Source organism: Novosphingobium sp. BL-A-41-Hi4A-0G, assembly GCF_055521735.1.
The window spans coordinates 200,554-214,999 of the sequence record NZ_CM145501.1 but is presented as its reverse complement, the minus strand read 5'-3'; the positions used below and the strand labels follow the sequence as shown (position 1 = coordinate 214,999).

Genomic DNA, 14,446 nt, shown 5'->3' with positions numbered 1-14,446 from the left:
CCCCCAGCTTCGCTGGCGGTCCCCCTCCCCGATTGTCCTTACGGAAAATCAGGGAGGATCTTGGACCTTACAACCGCTCCGCGTGCCAGCGGATGTGGTCGTCCATGAAGGTCGAGATGAAGTTGTAGCTGTGGTCGTAGCCCGGCTGCAGGCGCAGCGTCAGGTCTATGCCTGCAGCCTTGCAGGCGGCATCGAGCAGTTCGGGGCGGAGCTGTTCGGCCAGGAAGCCGTCGGCAGCGCCCTGATCGACCAGCACTGGGCCCGCAGGCCGCTTGCCGTCTTCGATCAGCGCCACGGCATCGTGCCTGCGCCATGCCGCACGATCATCACCAAGATACCCGCCGAGCGCCTTGTGGCCCCATGGGACCTGCCCCGGCGCAACGATTGGCGCGAAGGCGGATAGCGACTTGAACTTCTCGGGATAAGTAAGGCCCAGCGTCAGCGCCCCATGGCCGCCCATCGAGTGGCCGGTGATACCCATGCGATCCAGATCGACCGGGAAGTTTGCGCCCAACAGTGCGGGCAACTCCTCGGCGATATAGTCCCACATGCGATAGTGCTGCGCGAAGGGCTCCTGCGTGGCGTTCACATAGAACCCTGCGCCAAGGCCGAAGTCATAGGCAGCATCCGGATCATCGGCCACACCCTCGCCGCGCGGCGAGGTGTCGGGCGCGACGAAGACGATGCCGAGTTCGGCACAGGCCTTGCGGTATTCGCCCTTGTCGGTGACGTTCGCGTGGGTGCAGGTGAGGCCTGAGAGGTACACCAGCACCGGCAATCTTGCGCCCGCCTCAGCCTGTGGGGGCAGGAAGACCGAAAAGGTCATTCCCGTCCCCGTAGCAGCGGACTCATGCTTGTAGACGCCCAGCGTTCCGCCATGCGCCTTTGACGTAGAGACCGTTTCGAGTGTCATCAGGCGATTATGTCCAGCGCACAGAGCTTGTTGCCAGCCGGATCGCGCAGGTAAGCGAGGTAGTAGGGCGAACCTTCACGCGGTCCCGGCGGATCTTCGCAAGCCGTGCCGCCATTGGCGACGCCCGCAGCATGCCAGGCGTTGGCCTGTTCCGGGTTCATGCGGAAACCGATCGTGCCGCCATTCGCGCCGCAAGCCGGTTCGCCATTGATCGGCTGGGTGACGATGAACAGCCCGCCGTTGTGCTGATAGATCAGTCGCCCCTTGGGGTCGGTGATGGCTTCCGGGCCACCGAAGGCGGCGAACGTGGCGTCGTAGAACTTCTTGGCGGCGGCGATATCATCGGCGCCCACCATCACGTGGCTGAACATAAGCTCTCTCCCGTAGTCAGGTTGTAGCGCACAGAGAGCTAAGCCAATGCGGTGGGCGGTCAAGCGTCCGAGCGGGAATTCTTTATTGCCGTTTGGCCTCAAGCAGCAGGATCAAGCAGACCTAGGAGCGAAACCGCACCGACGACGCCAAGGCCGACAGCAAACTCAAGCATGAGCGAGATCCGCAAACCCGCGGGTGCCCCAGGCTCGTCGCGCTCAAGCGCCGGGACGATCCGCCAGCGGTTGCCCGCAGCCAAGCCCAGCATCAGCACGAAGAATGCAAGTTTCACGGCGAGAATACTGAACCACCGCGATTCGAACATCATTGGCCACCCAGCAATGGCCAGCGTGTTGAGCAACCCCGTCAGGATCAGTACGGCGACCACAGCGCTGCCAGTACGGGCAAAGCGTGACAGCGCCGCCACGTCCGGGCCTTTGCGAGAGATGGCCGATACGACGAACATTGCCAGTGCCGCAAACCAGGTTGCAGCAGCGATCAGATGGAAAATGTCGGCCGCACGATGAATGGGCATCCCGCTTGCGCCTGCATGACCTGTCCAAGCCTGAGAACACAGTGCCACTGCACCTCCCAAGGCCAGAAGCGGCAGTCGCAGCAAGCGCAAAGGCAGGAGGCAGGCGGCGATCACTGCCAGCAGAGCCGTCAGCCGCCATTCCATGACCTCGCCGAGCGGTGTCTGAGCGAGCACGACCTCGGCCGTGGCCTGATCGAGCTGATCTAGCCCGATACCTGCCATGGCTGCCACGCTTTCCAGCGCCCACCATGCCGAAGCCAGCGCCGCCGCCAATGCCAGCAGGGCAAGGGAGATACGGGCACGGAGCGTCAGCGCCTGACCCGCCGCGAGGCCGTGCAGAGGCAAGCCTGCCACGAGCAGCAGCGCGAGATACGCCACCGCCCGCGAGGCGATCAGGCCAGTCGTTTCCACGCCCCCTCAGGCCCGGTCAGCGCACAGTGAAGGCGTACTGGCCCTCAATGCGATGCTGGTCCGCAGCGACTGCATGCCACTTGAGGTTGTAGGTTCCGGCAGGAAGAGCGCGCGGCAGGGTAACGGTCAGGACCTTGCCCGAAGCGACCGTCTTGAAACCCTTGATGGGCATCGGCGCGTGGTTCGCCATGCCGGGCATTCCGGTCATGACAAGTTCGATTCCCGAGAGCGGGCCAACGAGTTCTTCGGAGAAAGTCAGGGTCAGTTTGGTCGGCTTGGCCACTGCCGTGTTTGCCGCGGGATTGGCCGAGAGCAGCTTGGGGTGCGCGAAGGCGGCACCGGGCAGAGCCAGCATGGCAAGGGCGGGAACGGCAAGAAGCGCGAGACGGCGCATGGCAAGTCCTTTCGGGTTGGGATCTGCAAGGTGATACGCAAGGCCTGCGGTCATCCCTCAGGCCATAGCGCAAAATTTGTCTTGAGGGATTCGCTTGAACCGCGCGTAATGGGAATCGCGTGGAAAAAGGAACACAGCCAGCGATGGCCGATATCGATGAACTTCTCGGCGCCTTGGCAAACAAGGCAATGCCCGCTTCGCTTGGCACCATCGATGATGGCGTGATGCGAGGCCTTGCCGAGCGGCGCGAAAGCGCTGCTGCGCGGCGCGGGATGATCATGGCGGTCGGCATCGCGGCCGTCGTCGGCATCGCAGGGTCGGTGGCCCCCTCCGCCCCGGCGCAGGCCGAACCGCTGTTCGGGGTGCCTTCGGGCGCGCCGTCGCACTTGCTGGCAGACTGATGGGCGGGGCCTTGCGCTATGTGCTGGTGGCAGTGGTCTCTGCTGCCGTCGCGCTTGCTGCCAGCCATTTCGTCCGCGGGTTCATGCCGATGCATCACGGCAGCGAACTGCACCAGTTGATGCACGACCGGCTTGACCTGTCGGCGCAGCAGAAGCAGCAGATCGACAAGCTGGAAGCCGATTTTGCTGGCAAGCGGCGCGCGCTGGACGAACGTCTGCGGGCTTCGAACGCCGATCTCGCTCGGGCAATCGAAAGCGAGCATCAGATCGGCCCAAAGGTGACCGGTGCGGTCGATGCCTCGCACATGGCGATGGGTGAGCTGCAGAAGGCGACGCTGGCGCACGTGTTTGCCATGCGTGGCGTGCTGACCCCTGCCCAGCAGACCATCTTCGACCGCGAGATCGCCCGCGCCCTTACCGCACCCGACCACCGCTGAACCGGTGACGGGGAACGACGCGTCAGGGGAGAGTGACCCGCAACTGGTCGCAAGCGCGCTGGCCGGACGTCAGACCGCCTATGCCGTCCTGATGGCTCGGCACCGCGAGGCGGTGTTCCGGCTGGCCCGCCATCACACCGGGGACGAAGGCGAAGCGCTCGACGTGACGCAGGAAGCTTTCATTGCAGCGTTCGCATCCCTTGCAAAGTTCGACGCTGCCCGTCCGTTCCGCGCTTGGATCATGCGCATCGCGGTGAACAAGTGTCGCGACTGGGCGCGCCGTCGCGCGGTGCGGCGACTGTTCCGTATGGCACGCCCGCTTGAAGACGCATTCGACCTCGCCGATCAGGGGCTCAACCCGGAAGCCGAGGCGATCTCGCGGCGCGAACTGGCGCGGGTTTCGGCGGCGGTTGCCGCGCTTCCGGCAAATCTGAAGGACCCGCTGATCCTCTGCCGCCTCGAAGGCATGAGCATGGCCGAGGCCGCAGATGTGCTCGGCCTGACGGAAAAGGCGGTGGAGACGCGGATTTATCGGGCGCGGCAGAAATTGTCGGAAATGCTTGAGGGGTAGCGGCTTTTCCTGCGTAACTGCAGGGTAATGACCAAGACGCTCCACCTCAATCGCCGCAACCTGCTCCTGGGAGCCGGTGCCCTTGCCGCAACGCCGCTAGTTCCCGCTTGGGCGCAATCTGGGCATGGCGGGCATTCGATGCGCTCCGGCGCGATGGCGGGGCGCAACAGCGGCGGCACGCTGTCGGGCGAGAGCATTGCGCTTTCGATCGGCGCGGCGAAGTTCGCGGTGGGTGATCGTTCCGCTCCGGCGGTTGCGGTCAACGGCTCGATCCCCGCCCCGCTCATCCGTCTGCGCGAGGGGCAGAAGGTGCGCATCGCCGTCAGCAACACGCTGAGCGAACAGAGCTCGATCCACTGGCATGGGCTGCTGGTGCCGTTCCAGATGGATGGCGTGCCCGGCCTGTCGTTCCCCGGCATCGATCCGGGCGAGACTTTTACGTACGAGTTCCCGATCCTCCATTCGGGCACCTTCTGGTACCACTCGCACTCAGGGATGCAGGAAGCGGTCGGGCTCTACGGACCCATCGTGATCGACCCTGCCGAGCCGGACGCCGCAGCGCCGTTTGACCGCGAATACGTGCTGATGCTGTCGGACTGGAGCCCGATGAATCCGCACGAGCAGCTACGCAAGCTGAAGGCCATGGGCGGGTACTACAACTGGCAGCGCCAGACTGTGGGCGGGTTGGTCAAGGGCAAGGACCAGAGCCTTAAGGAGCGGCTCGAATGGGCCAAGATGCGCATGGACGCGACCGACATCTCGGACGTGACCGGCGCGACCTATTCGTTCGTGATCAACGGGCACGATACGGGCGCGAACTGGACCGCGCTGTTCCGCCCCGGCGAGCGGGTGAAGTTGCGGATAATCAATGCCTCGGCAATGACCAACTTCAACTTCCGCATTCCCGGCCTGCCCATGACAGTGGTCGCCGCCGACGGCTGCAACGTCGAGCCCGTCGAAACCGACGAGTTCCAGATCGCGATTGCCGAGACATATGACGTGATCGTGCAGCCGACCGAGGCAGCGCCGTTCGGAATCATTGCCGAGGCGATTGATCGATCAGGCCTCGTTCGCGCCACCCTCGCGCCGCAGATCGGCATGGCAGGGCCAATCCCCGCCCGCCGCGCTCGCCCCGTGCTGACCATGCGCGATATGGGCATGGACATGAGCGGGATGGACATGGGCGACGGCGGCGAGATAGACCTGTCCAAGCCTGCCAACGAGAGCATGGCGGGCCATTCGATGAAGATGCGCGATCTCAGCCTCGCGCCGGGGGTCAAGCCCGGTCCGGGTGTCGCCACGATCTCGCCGATGCCGGCTGACCGGCTGGCTGACAAGCCGACCGGTTTGGAGGATGTCGATCACCGAGTGCTGACCTATGCCGACTTGCGCTCGCGCAGTGCCAATCCCGATTCGCGCGCACCCTCACGCCAGATCGACGTGAACCTCACCGCCAACATGGAGCGCTACATGTGGTCCATCGATGGTGAGACGATCTCCGATGGCGCAAAGCCTATCCCTTTCCGCAAGGGCGAGCGGGTGCGGGTAAACCTGATCAACCACACGATGATGCCACACCCGATCCACCTTCACGGCCACTTCTTCGAACTGGTCACAGGCGAGCCGGGCAACCGTCCGCGCAAGCATACGGTGAACGTCCTGCCCGGCGGCAAGGCGAGCTTCGACCTGACTGCCGATGCGGAGGGCGACTGGGCATTTCACTGTCACATGCTGCTGCACATGCACGCAGGGATGATGCGCGTGGTCACGGTGCGCAGCGCGGGAGACGCAGCATGAAGCGCCTTGTGCTGGCAGGGGCAGCACTGATCTCCGCCCCCTCCTTCGCGCAGGACGCGCAGGACCCGCATGCGGGCCATGACATGAGCCAGATGGAGGGGATGGATCACTCCGGGCACGTCATGAGGGCGATGGAGGGGCAGCAGATGGAAGGCATGGATCACTCCATGCACCAGCAGTCCGAGCCTGCCACGGCGGACCAGGCCGCGCCGACGGACCATTCCGCCCACGCAGGCCACACGATGCCAACGGCCAGCGAAAGCGAAGTGGGCAATGCCCCTCCGCCGCCTGTGCCCACCGACCATCCCGCCGATGCCTATTGGGACAAGCAGCGCATGGCCCAAGCCCGGGCCGACCTCGCCAAGGAAGGGCGCTTCTATGGCAACGCCCTGATACTCGATCGCTTCGAGTATCGCCCGCGCAGCGGCAAGGATGGATTTGCGTGGCAGGCCATGGGCTGGATCGGCGGCGACATCGACCGGCTCGCGGTCGAGACCGAGGGCGAAGGCGCGTTCGGCGAATCGCTCGAGACCGGGGAAGTCCGCGCGGCGTGGCGACACGCGCTCGATCCGTGGTGGAATTTCGAACTCGGCGTGCGGCAGGATTTTGGCGCTGGGCCGAATCGCGCCTATGGCGTGATCGGTATCGAGGGGCTTGCGCCCTACTGGTTCGAAGTTGGCGCGCATGCCTTCGTTTCGAACAAGGGCGACGTGCATTTTCGCGTTGAAGCCGAGCACGACATGCGCCTGACCCAGCGCCTGATCCTGCAGCCTTCTGTCGAAATCGATGCATCGGCGCAGGACGTGCCCGAACTCGGCATCGGTGCAGGGTTCGAGAAGATCGAACTGGGCGCACGGATGCGTTATGAATTTGCCCGCGAATTCGCGCCTTACGTAGGGGTACACTGGGAGCGCAAGTTGGGCGAAACGGCGCGGTTTGCCCGACTGGATGGCGAAAGTCCTTCGCAGGTGAGCGCCGTCGTGGGCGTGAGGATGTGGTTCTGAGCTTCGATTGACGCAGCATCGAGACGCCATCCGGGCCAGGCTTTCGCAATCCTCTTCCGTCGATAAGCGCTCTTTCGGGCTACAGTTCTGCGCGCTTTCGGGTCATGTGGCACCATGCGATGCGCATTGCCCTTGCTGGCTTCGATCCTTTTTGCCCCTCCTGCGCTCGCCGATCCGGTCGAGGCAGAAGTGGACCTGCTTGAACTCCACGTGGGCGATGGTGACGAGCATTTCACATTCGACAGCGCGCTGTCGGTAGGTTCCGACAACGATCGTTTCGAAGTGCGGGCATCGGGCGGCAGCGATGTCGGCCCCTTGATCGACAACGTCCAACTCGAAGCGCTCTACGTTCGCAACGTTAGCGACAAGCTCACACTGCTGGCCGGCATCCGGCAGGATGTCCGCGGGGGCGAGGACCTGACGCATGGTTCTTTCGCCTTCGTGGTGACACCCGTCGACTGGCTCGAGATCGAACACTTCTTCTATATGTCGGAGCGCGGCGATCTGATCGGCAGCGGGCAGTTGAACTTCACCCTGCCGCTGTCTGCAACTCTCACCGCCGAACCGCGCCTCAACGTGAACTGGGCCGCGCAGGACATCGAGCAGGAAAGCAGCGGTCATGGCGTGACCGATATTCAGACCGCTCTGCGCGTGCGGAAGACCTTGACACCACTTCTCGAGATATATGGTGGCGCAATACACGAGCGGCTGGTCGGCAAGACGCTCGACATTGCCCGCGCAGGCGGCACGCGCGGCCGGATAACGCGCGGCATCGTCGGCATGGCGCTGCGGTTCTAGACCAGCCAGTGCCTCGCCAGCGCGACGTGCAGGCGGATGCCGGTCTCAAGCACGTTATCGTTGAAATCGTAATGCGGGTTGTGCAGTGGCGCGGCGTGATCGTCCGTGCCTTGTCCCAGCCAGATGTAGGCGCCGGGGCGCTGCTGGAGCATGAATGAGAAGTCTTCGGATGTCGGCGCAGGCTCGGGTGCCAGTTCGGCCTTCGCAACCGTTGCTGCGACTTCCAGCGCATCGCAAGCGGCAAGCGGATCGTTGATCGTCGCCGGGTAGTAGCGGTCGTAGTCGAGCGCGCAGTGGACTTCGAATGAAGCTTCGATGCCCTTGAGCATCCCCCGCATCCGCGCCTCGATCCGGTCCTGGACTACGGGGTCGAAAGTGCGGACAGTGCCGCCGACCATGACTTCAGCCGGAATCACGTTGTGCGCATGGCCGCCATGGATCTCGGTGATCGACAGGACCGCCGACGCGTAAGGTGGCACGGCGCGGCTGACGATGGTGTTGAGCTGCTGCACCAAGCTTGCCGCGGCGAGGATCGCGTCGGGGCTGTCCTGCGGGATCGCAGCGTGGCCGCCCTTGCCGGTGAGGGTGATGCGGAACTTGTCCGCTGCCCCCATGATCGGGCCGGGACGCGTACTGATCGTTCCTGCAGGCAGGCCGGGCCAGTTGTGCAGGGCATAGACGCGGTCGCAAGGAAAGCGGTCGAACAGGCCTTCCTCGATCATCACGCGCGCGCCGCCCTGCCCTTCTTCGGCAGGCTGGAAGATGAAGTTGAGCGTACCGGCAAAGTCGGGATTGGCGGCAAGCACCCGTGCAGCGCCCAGCAGCATGGCGACGTGGCCATCATGGCCGCAACCGTGGAAGGTGCCGGGCGTGGTGCTGGCCCAGGGCAGGTTGGTCTGCTCGTGAATTGGCAGCGCGTCCATATCAGCGCGCAGGCCCAAGGTGCGTCTTCCGGGGCGTTTGCCCTTGAGGACACCAACAAGCCCGGTTGTGCCGATGCCTTCGTGCACCTCGATGCCAAGCCCGCGCAGTTCATCGGCAATGCGCGCAGCGGTGCGGTGTTCGCAGAAACCCAATTCAGGGTGGGCGTGGATATCGCGGCGCAGGGCGACGAGGTCCGGCATGATTTCGGCCAGATCAACCACAACAGAGTCAGCCATGGGTTTGGCCAAAGAGGTTCTGGATCGGGAAGTGATGCTTGATGAACGGCGATTTGATCACGACATAGGAGAAGTACTTCTCGATGCCGTAATCGCTCTCCAGCATGCCCTCGATGATCGACTGGTAGTGCGAGACGCCGCGCGCCACGAACTTGAGCAGGTAGTCGTACCCGCCTGAAACAAGATGGCATTCGACGATCTCGTCGATCTTGACGATGCGGCTTTCGAACCGGCTGAAATCGCCGCGACGGTGCTCGCTGAGAGTGACCTCGGTGAAGACCGTCAGGAACTCGCCAAGCTTGTTGAGGTTCACATGCGCACCGTAGCCGGTGATGTAGCCAGCCTTTTCCAGCCGCTTGACGCGCGTGAGGCAGGGGCTGGGCGAAAGGCCGACCGCGTCGGCAAGTTCGACGTTGGTGATCCGCCCCTCCTGCTGGAGCTTGGCGAGGATCTTGAGATCAATCCTGTCGAGCTTGGGTCCGGGCAGCATGGCGGTGGTCCCCCTCAGGCGTCTTGCAGCGCGACGGCAGCACGAATGTCGGGCTGGTCGAGCAGTTGATCGAGCGAGCGTTCGACACGCTCGAAGATCATGTCCATTTCGTCCAGCGTGCAGCACAAGGCTGGCGCAAAGCCCAGAACAGCATTGGCAAAGCAGCGCACGATCACCCCATTGCCGTAAGTCAGCTTCGAGAGCCTTCCACCGATGTCGAGCGAGGCATCGAAGATCGCCTTCGTCGCCTGGTTCGGCGTGAGTTCGATCGCGCCGAGCAGCCCGCGATAGCGCACGTCTCCGACCAACGGGTGGCTGCGAATGCGCTCCATGTGCTCGGCAAAGCGCGCGCCGACCTTCACGCCGTTCTCCAGCAGACCGCCTTCGCGATAGAGGCGCAATACTTCGAGGCCTACGGCAGCCGCAACCGGGTGGCCGGAATAGGTCTGGCCGTGGCCAATCGGCAGGGCGGCAGGCGCGCCATCGGCGATGGTCTGATAGACGTGGTCGGCCATGAACATCGCGCCCATCGGGATATAGCCGGCAGTCAAGCCCTTGGCCGTGGTCATGAAATCGGGCGAGACGCTCTCGTCGAGGCAGGCGAACAGCGGTCCGGTACGGCCGAAGCCGGTGATGACCTCATCCACCAGCATCAGGATGCCGAGCCGCGTGCAGGCCTCGCGCAGCGCCTTCAGCCAGCCGCGCGGGGGAACGATCACGCCGCCCGAACCCTGGATCGGTTCGCAACAGAAGGCCGCCACGTTGTCAGCGCCGAGTTCGGCCACCTTGGCTTCGAGCGCGGCGACGGTGGAGGCGATCACCGCCGCATCATCGTCACCCTGCGGGTGGCGGTACTGGTAGGGCGAGGCAATGTGATGCTGCCAGGGGCGCGGCAGATCGAAGTTGCGGTGGAAATTGCCGAGCGCGGTGAGGCCTGCACCGAGACTGCTCGATCCATGGTAGCCCCATTCCAGCGCTATGAAGTGCTTCTTTGAAGGCTTCCCCGCAGCGTTCCAGTAGTGGACGATGTAGCGGATCGCGCTGTCGACCGCGTCAGACCCGCCCTGCGTGAAGAACACGTGGTCGAGGCCTTCGGGCGCGGCGGCGGTGAGCTCTCCCGCAAGCCGGATCACCGGTTCGCTGGCGAAATGGAAATAGCCGGTGGCATAGGGCAGCTTGCGCATCTGCGCGGCTGCAGCTTCGACGATGGAATCCTGTCCGTAGCCGACGTTGACGCACCAAAGGCCCGCGAAGGCATCAAGCAACTGGTTGCCCTCTGCATCCGTGAGCCACATGCCTTGGCCCGATTCCAGCACGATCGCGCCGTGCTGTTCATGCCCCCGGAACGACGTGACCGAATGGATCAGGTGATCGCGGTCGATATCGACGAGGGAACGGTTCGAGAGGGCAGAAGCGGGGGCGTTCATCACAGGCTCGTCCATTGGGGAACAATGGAGCGAGCCTATGCCGCTAGCAAGAGCGGGTTTGGCCGAAAGCGGGGGCTGGGGGGTGCTTCAGGGGCTTTCGCGTGGCGGGAGGCAGCATTTTATGCCGCGCTCTTGTCCCGTCAGCCGAGAGCTTCGACGATGGCCTTGCCACATGCTTCAGTGCCAGCCGCACCCTTGAGGTCGCGGGTGCGGGCCGAGGGCGTGGCGAGAACCTGTTCGACCGCGCGCATGATCGCCGCGGCAGCTTCTGCTTCGCCAAGGTGCTCCAACATCATCGCGGCTGACCAGATCTGGCCGACCGGATTGGCGATGCCTTGCCCGGCAATGTCCGGCGCAGAGCCATGGACCGGTTCGAACAGCGAGGGATGGATGCCCTCAGGGTTGATGTTGCCCGATGGAGCAACGCCGATGGTGCCGGTGCAGGCCGGGCCGAGATCGGACAGGATATCGCCGAACAGGTTGGAGCCGACGACCACATCGAAGCGATCGGGGTTGAGCACGAACTGCGCGGTCAGGATATCGATGTGATACTTGTCGTGCGTTACGTCCGGATACTCCATGCCGATCACTTCAACGCGCTGGTCCCAGTAGGGCATGGTGATGGCTATGCCGTTGGACTTGGTGGCGCTGGTCAGGTGCTTGGCGGGGCGCTTCTGCGCAAGATCAAAGGCATAGCGCAGCACACGGTCCACGCCGATGCGGGTCATGACCGTTTCCTGGATGACGACCTCGCGCTCCGTGCCAGGGAACATGATCCCGCCGACCGAGGAGTATTCGCCTTCGGTATTCTCGCGTACCACCCAGAAATCGATGTCACCCGGCTCACGCCCCGCCAGCGGGCACGGCACGCCGGGCATCAGGCGCACGGGGCGCAGGTTGACGTACTGATCGTATTCGCGGCGGAATTGCAGCAGCGAGCCCCACAGTGAGACGTGATCGGGCACGGTATCGGGCCAGCCGACCGCACCGAAGAAGATCGCGTCGGGGCGACCGATCTCTTCCTTCCAGTTATCGGGCATCATCTTGCCATGGCGGGCGTAGTAGTCGCAGCAGGCGAAATCGTGCCACTTCTGCTCGATCTCGAAACCGAACAGCGAGGCGGCCTTCTCGAGCACGCGCATGCCTTCGGGCATGACTTCCTTGCCGATGCCGTCACCGGGGATGACCGCGATGGTGTGCTTTCGCGTGTTGCTGGTCATTGCTCCGTCTCCGGTTCAGATCTTCAGGCCGCCGATATGGAAAGCCTTGGTTTCCAGGTATTCCTCGATGCCGAGTGTTCCGCCTTCGCGCCCTAGACCAGATTGCTTGACGCCGCCGAACGGGGCCATTTCCATGGCGATCGAGCCTGTATTCAGCGCGATCATCCCCGCCTCCAGCGCCTCGGCCACGCGGAAGGCGCGATCAAGGCCCGAGGTGTAGAAATAGCTGGCAAGGCCGTATTGGGTATCGTTGGCAAGAGCGATGGCATCGTCCTCGGTCTCGAAGCGGAACAGCGGTGCAACCGGGCCGAAAGTTTCCTCCGATGCGAGCCGCATGTCGGTGCTGGCCTCGCCGATCAACACCGGCCGGGCAAAGTTGCCATCCTGCGCGCCCCTGCCGGAAAACAGGACCTTGCCCCCCTTGGCCAGCGCATCCTCGAGATGGGCCGAGACCTTGTCGACAGCTGCGCGGTTGATCAGCGGGCCGGTGGTGGTGTCGGCGTCCATCCCGTTACCGACATTGAGCGCTTCGACTGCAGCACCGAGGCGCGCTGCGAATTCGTCGTAGATCGGTGCGTGCACCAGAATGCGGTTTGCGCAGACGCAGGTCTGGCCGGCATTGCGGAACTTGCTCGCCATGGTGGCCTTCACCGCCAGATCGAGATCGGCATCGTCGAACACGATCAGCGGCGCATTGCCGCCCAGCTCCAGGCTCAGCCGCTTGATGGTGTCCGCGCTCTGCCGCATCAGCAGCGAGCCAACACGGGTCGAGCCGGTGAAGGAGAGCTTGCGCACGACCGGGCTGGCCGTAATCGCCGCACCGATAGCCTGCGGCATGCCGGTGAGCAGATTGATCGTACCCTTGGGAAAACCTGCCCGGATCGCCAGCTCGACCAGCGCGAGCGCGGTGAAAGGCGTCATTTCCGAAGGCTTGATCACCACCGGACACCCGGCAGCAAGCGCGGGCGCGCACTTGCGCGTGATCATGGCAGCTGGGAAATTCCACGGCGTGATCGCGGCGGAAACGCCGACCGGCTCGGTCAGCACGATGATCCGGCGGTCGCGCTCGGGCGAGGCAACGTTGCGCCCGCCAACGCGGCGGCCTTCTTCGGCAAACCACTTGATGAACGTTGCGGCGTAACGAATTTCGCCCTGCGCCTCCGCCAGTGTCTTGCCCTGCTCAGCGGTCATGATCCGGGCGAGGTCATCGACATTGGTGAGCACCAGCGAATGCCAGGTTTCGAGCAGCGCGGCGCGCTCGCCCGCAGTACGGCGGCGCCAGTCCGACCAAGAGGCCTGAGCCGCGGCAATGGCCGCCTCAGTCTCCGCCGCGCCACAATCGGGCACCGTGCCGATCACCTCGCCGGTTGCGGGATTGGTGACTTCAAGCGCGGGGAGGCCAGCAGAAATCCACTGGCCATCGACCAGCGCGGCCTGCCGCAGCAGGGTGGGATCATTGAGGTTCAACATGTTCAACCAAGCGCCTGTGCAGCAATTGCGAATGTCTTGGCGGCCGGGTCGCCGACCGGCGCAGGCCCGAGCGCCATGACCGTCACGCGCCCCACTTCCGGCAGGCCGAGCTCCTCCAGCCACGGCCCCAGCCCGCTGTTTTCGGGAATGTCGAGCCGGCAGAAGCTGCCCGATTGCGTACCCAGCCAGTGCGCAATCAGCGCCTTGGCTCCGGTCTGGTCGGGCGCGACAACCGGCGCGATGGCCCAGCCGCGCCCGAACCGGCGCAACACCGCAAAGCCGGTCTGCTCATGCTCGCGACACAGCACCACAGTACTACCCTCAGCCTGAAAGGCATCGAGGACTGCCTTGCGCTCCATGCCGCTGGCTCGGGAATAAAGCGCTTCGAGCGCCTCGCCGTCAGCTGCCCCCATGGGTCGCACGCGTTCGCCGCGCCGAAGCTGGACGAGCGGCTGGGCTGGCGCAACCGCCTGATGCTGGCACACCACGCCCAGTTCTTCGAAGCCGAGCTTGCGATAGAGCGGCAGGCCCTCGCCCGTGGCATTGAGAATGACTGTTCGCCCCTTCAGACGCTCCAGCATGGCGTCCATCAGCTTGCGGCCAAGACCCTGTCCCTGCATGGCATTGGTGACAATCACCAGTCCGAGCGTCGCGAAGGCTTCGCCGAACTTCCAGCCCATGATCGTTCCGACCACCTTGCCCTCGGTTTCGGCCACAATGCCCTCTCCGATCGACAGGAACAGCGCCAGATCTTCCTCGCGGTGCGGCCATTGCTGCTCGATGCACAGTTCGGCAGCAGCATGGACGTCCTCGCCGGTCATTGCGCGCAAGACGATCTGCGTTGCGTCCTGAACTGCCATCGGATGCTCCCGGAACAAGCTTGAGAGAGGGCGCGCAAGGCACCGCTGTGATGCTTTCGGTCTAACCAGCGCCGATCAACATGAGGTGCCGGTTTTCCATTTTATTCGGAACATTATCGCGCGTTCTCACGCCCCTTCGCCGCGCCGATTGCGCAAGCGGCGGCATAGACTGCCGCATCCCCGCCACGT

16 protein-coding genes are annotated in these 14,446 nt (G+C 64.1%); 6 read left to right on the top strand and 10 right to left on the bottom strand.

Features of this window, described 5'->3' with window-relative positions:
* Positions 1-67: 67 nt before the first annotated feature.
* From fghA to copC, 4 genes are all read right to left on the bottom strand, one after another.
* Complete coding sequence (fghA, locus tag ACZ1JX_RS01115; protein ID WP_465124998.1) at positions 68-913, bottom strand: S-formylglutathione hydrolase; 846 nt, start codon at positions 911-913, stop codon at positions 68-70.
* Positions 913-1,284 (bottom strand): VOC family protein, encoded by a 372-nt coding sequence (locus tag ACZ1JX_RS01110; protein ID WP_465124997.1) that lies wholly within the window; start codon positions 1,282-1,284, stop codon positions 913-915. Before ACZ1JX_RS01110 ends, fghA begins: the two co-directional genes overlap by 1 nt.
* A gap of 98 nt (positions 1,285-1,382) precedes the next feature.
* Positions 1,383-2,228: a copper homeostasis membrane protein CopD gene (gene copD, locus ACZ1JX_RS01105; protein WP_465124996.1), complete on the bottom strand. Its 846-nt coding sequence runs from the start codon at positions 2,226-2,228 to the stop codon at positions 1,383-1,385.
* A gap of 16 nt (positions 2,229-2,244) precedes the next feature.
* Complete coding sequence (gene copC, locus ACZ1JX_RS01100) at positions 2,245-2,622, bottom strand: copper homeostasis periplasmic binding protein CopC (RefSeq protein WP_465126327.1); 378 nt, start codon at positions 2,620-2,622, stop codon at positions 2,245-2,247.
* A 143-nt stretch (positions 2,623-2,765) separates the two neighbouring features.
* On the opposite strand from copC, the gene ACZ1JX_RS01095 reads away from it, so the two are divergent.
* The 6 genes from ACZ1JX_RS01095 to ACZ1JX_RS01070 all read left to right on the top strand — a co-directional run bounded on the left by ACZ1JX_RS01095 (position 2,766) and on the right by ACZ1JX_RS01070 (position 7,630).
* Entirely contained in the window at positions 2,766-3,023 is a 258-nt protein-coding gene (locus ACZ1JX_RS01095; RefSeq protein WP_465124995.1) for a hypothetical protein, read from the top strand.
* On the top strand, positions 3,023-3,460 hold the full coding sequence (locus ACZ1JX_RS01090) for a Spy/CpxP family protein refolding chaperone (protein WP_465124994.1): 438 nt from the start codon (positions 3,023-3,025) through the stop codon (positions 3,458-3,460). The genes ACZ1JX_RS01095 and ACZ1JX_RS01090 overlap by 1 nt, the downstream gene beginning before the upstream one ends.
* Before the next feature lie 4 nt (positions 3,461-3,464).
* On the top strand, positions 3,465-4,031 hold the full coding sequence (locus tag ACZ1JX_RS01085; RefSeq protein WP_465124993.1) for an RNA polymerase sigma factor: 567 nt from the start codon (positions 3,465-3,467) through the stop codon (positions 4,029-4,031).
* 27 nt (positions 4,032-4,058) lie between these two features.
* Positions 4,059-5,828 (top strand): copper resistance system multicopper oxidase, encoded by a 1,770-nt coding sequence (locus ACZ1JX_RS01080; protein WP_465124992.1) that lies wholly within the window; start codon positions 4,059-4,061, stop codon positions 5,826-5,828.
* Positions 5,825-6,832 carry a copper resistance protein B gene (locus ACZ1JX_RS01075; protein WP_465124991.1) on the top strand — a complete coding sequence of 336 codons (1,008 nt, stop codon included), beginning with the start codon at positions 5,825-5,827 and terminating at the stop codon, positions 6,830-6,832. Before ACZ1JX_RS01080 ends, ACZ1JX_RS01075 begins: the two co-directional genes overlap by 4 nt.
* A gap of 126 nt (positions 6,833-6,958) precedes the next feature.
* Complete coding sequence (locus ACZ1JX_RS01070) at positions 6,959-7,630, top strand: copper resistance protein B (protein ID WP_465124990.1); 672 nt, start codon at positions 6,959-6,961, stop codon at positions 7,628-7,630.
* Here the strand turns inward: ACZ1JX_RS01070 and ACZ1JX_RS01065 are convergent.
* From ACZ1JX_RS01065 to ACZ1JX_RS01040, 6 genes are all read right to left on the bottom strand, one after another.
* The gene (locus ACZ1JX_RS01065; RefSeq protein WP_465124989.1) at positions 7,627-8,790 is read right to left on the bottom strand and encodes a M20 aminoacylase family protein; all 1,164 of its coding nucleotides are present in this window, start codon (positions 8,788-8,790) and stop codon (positions 7,627-7,629) included. The two genes, ACZ1JX_RS01070 and ACZ1JX_RS01065, sit on opposite strands and share 4 nt — an antisense overlap.
* The gene (locus tag ACZ1JX_RS01060) at positions 8,783-9,280 is read right to left on the bottom strand and encodes an Lrp/AsnC family transcriptional regulator (protein ID WP_011446572.1); all 498 of its coding nucleotides are present in this window, start codon (positions 9,278-9,280) and stop codon (positions 8,783-8,785) included. Before ACZ1JX_RS01060 ends, ACZ1JX_RS01065 begins: the two co-directional genes overlap by 8 nt.
* A 14-nt stretch (positions 9,281-9,294) precedes the next feature.
* Positions 9,295-10,722, bottom strand: a complete 1,428-nt coding sequence (locus ACZ1JX_RS01055; RefSeq protein WP_465124988.1) for an aminotransferase class III-fold pyridoxal phosphate-dependent enzyme — start codon at positions 10,720-10,722, stop codon at positions 9,295-9,297.
* A gap of 125 nt (positions 10,723-10,847) precedes the next feature.
* Entirely contained in the window at positions 10,848-11,927 is a 1,080-nt protein-coding gene (locus ACZ1JX_RS01050) for a tartrate dehydrogenase (RefSeq protein WP_465124987.1), read from the bottom strand.
* Between the two features lie 15 nt (positions 11,928-11,942).
* Entirely contained in the window at positions 11,943-13,397 is a 1,455-nt protein-coding gene (locus tag ACZ1JX_RS01045) for an NAD-dependent succinate-semialdehyde dehydrogenase (protein WP_465124986.1), read from the bottom strand.
* Between the two features lie 2 nt (positions 13,398-13,399).
* Positions 13,400-14,257 (bottom strand): GNAT family N-acetyltransferase, encoded by an 858-nt coding sequence (locus tag ACZ1JX_RS01040; RefSeq protein WP_465124985.1) that lies wholly within the window; start codon positions 14,255-14,257, stop codon positions 13,400-13,402.
* Positions 14,258-14,446: the final 189 nt, after the last annotated feature.

What these genes read in the sequence shown, in the direction of transcription:
- ACZ1JX_RS01090 (WP_465124994.1), top strand. Translation starts at nt 3,023, where the DNA reads ATGGGCGGGGCCTTGCGCTATGTGCTGGTGGCAGTGGTCTCTGCTGCC.
- ACZ1JX_RS01110 (WP_465124997.1), bottom strand. Translation starts at nt 1,284, where the DNA reads ATGTTCAGCCACGTGATGGTGGGCGCCGATGATATCGCCGCCGCCAAG.
- ACZ1JX_RS01040 (WP_465124985.1), bottom strand. Translation starts at nt 14,257, where the DNA reads ATGGCAGTTCAGGACGCAACGCAGATCGTCTTGCGCGCAATGACCGGC.
- ACZ1JX_RS01055 (WP_465124988.1), bottom strand. Translation starts at nt 10,722, where the DNA reads ATGGACGAGCCTGTGATGAACGCCCCCGCTTCTGCCCTCTCGAACCGT.
- ACZ1JX_RS01060 (WP_011446572.1), bottom strand. Translation starts at nt 9,280, where the DNA reads ATGCTGCCCGGACCCAAGCTCGACAGGATTGATCTCAAGATCCTCGCC.
- ACZ1JX_RS01065 (WP_465124989.1), bottom strand. Translation starts at nt 8,790, where the DNA reads ATGGCTGACTCTGTTGTGGTTGATCTGGCCGAAATCATGCCGGACCTC.
- copC (WP_465126327.1), bottom strand. Translation starts at nt 2,622, where the DNA reads ATGCGCCGTCTCGCGCTTCTTGCCGTTCCCGCCCTTGCCATGCTGGCT.
- ACZ1JX_RS01080 (WP_465124992.1), top strand. Translation starts at nt 4,059, where the DNA reads ATGACCAAGACGCTCCACCTCAATCGCCGCAACCTGCTCCTGGGAGCC.
- ACZ1JX_RS01095 (WP_465124995.1), top strand. Translation starts at nt 2,766, where the DNA reads ATGGCCGATATCGATGAACTTCTCGGCGCCTTGGCAAACAAGGCAATG.
- ACZ1JX_RS01075 (WP_465124991.1), top strand. Translation starts at nt 5,825, where the DNA reads ATGAAGCGCCTTGTGCTGGCAGGGGCAGCACTGATCTCCGCCCCCTCC.
- ACZ1JX_RS01050 (WP_465124987.1), bottom strand. Translation starts at nt 11,927, where the DNA reads ATGACCAGCAACACGCGAAAGCACACCATCGCGGTCATCCCCGGTGAC.
- fghA (WP_465124998.1), bottom strand. Translation starts at nt 913, where the DNA reads ATGACACTCGAAACGGTCTCTACGTCAAAGGCGCATGGCGGAACGCTG.
- ACZ1JX_RS01045 (WP_465124986.1), bottom strand. Translation starts at nt 13,397, where the DNA reads ATGTTGAACCTCAATGATCCCACCCTGCTGCGGCAGGCCGCGCTGGTC.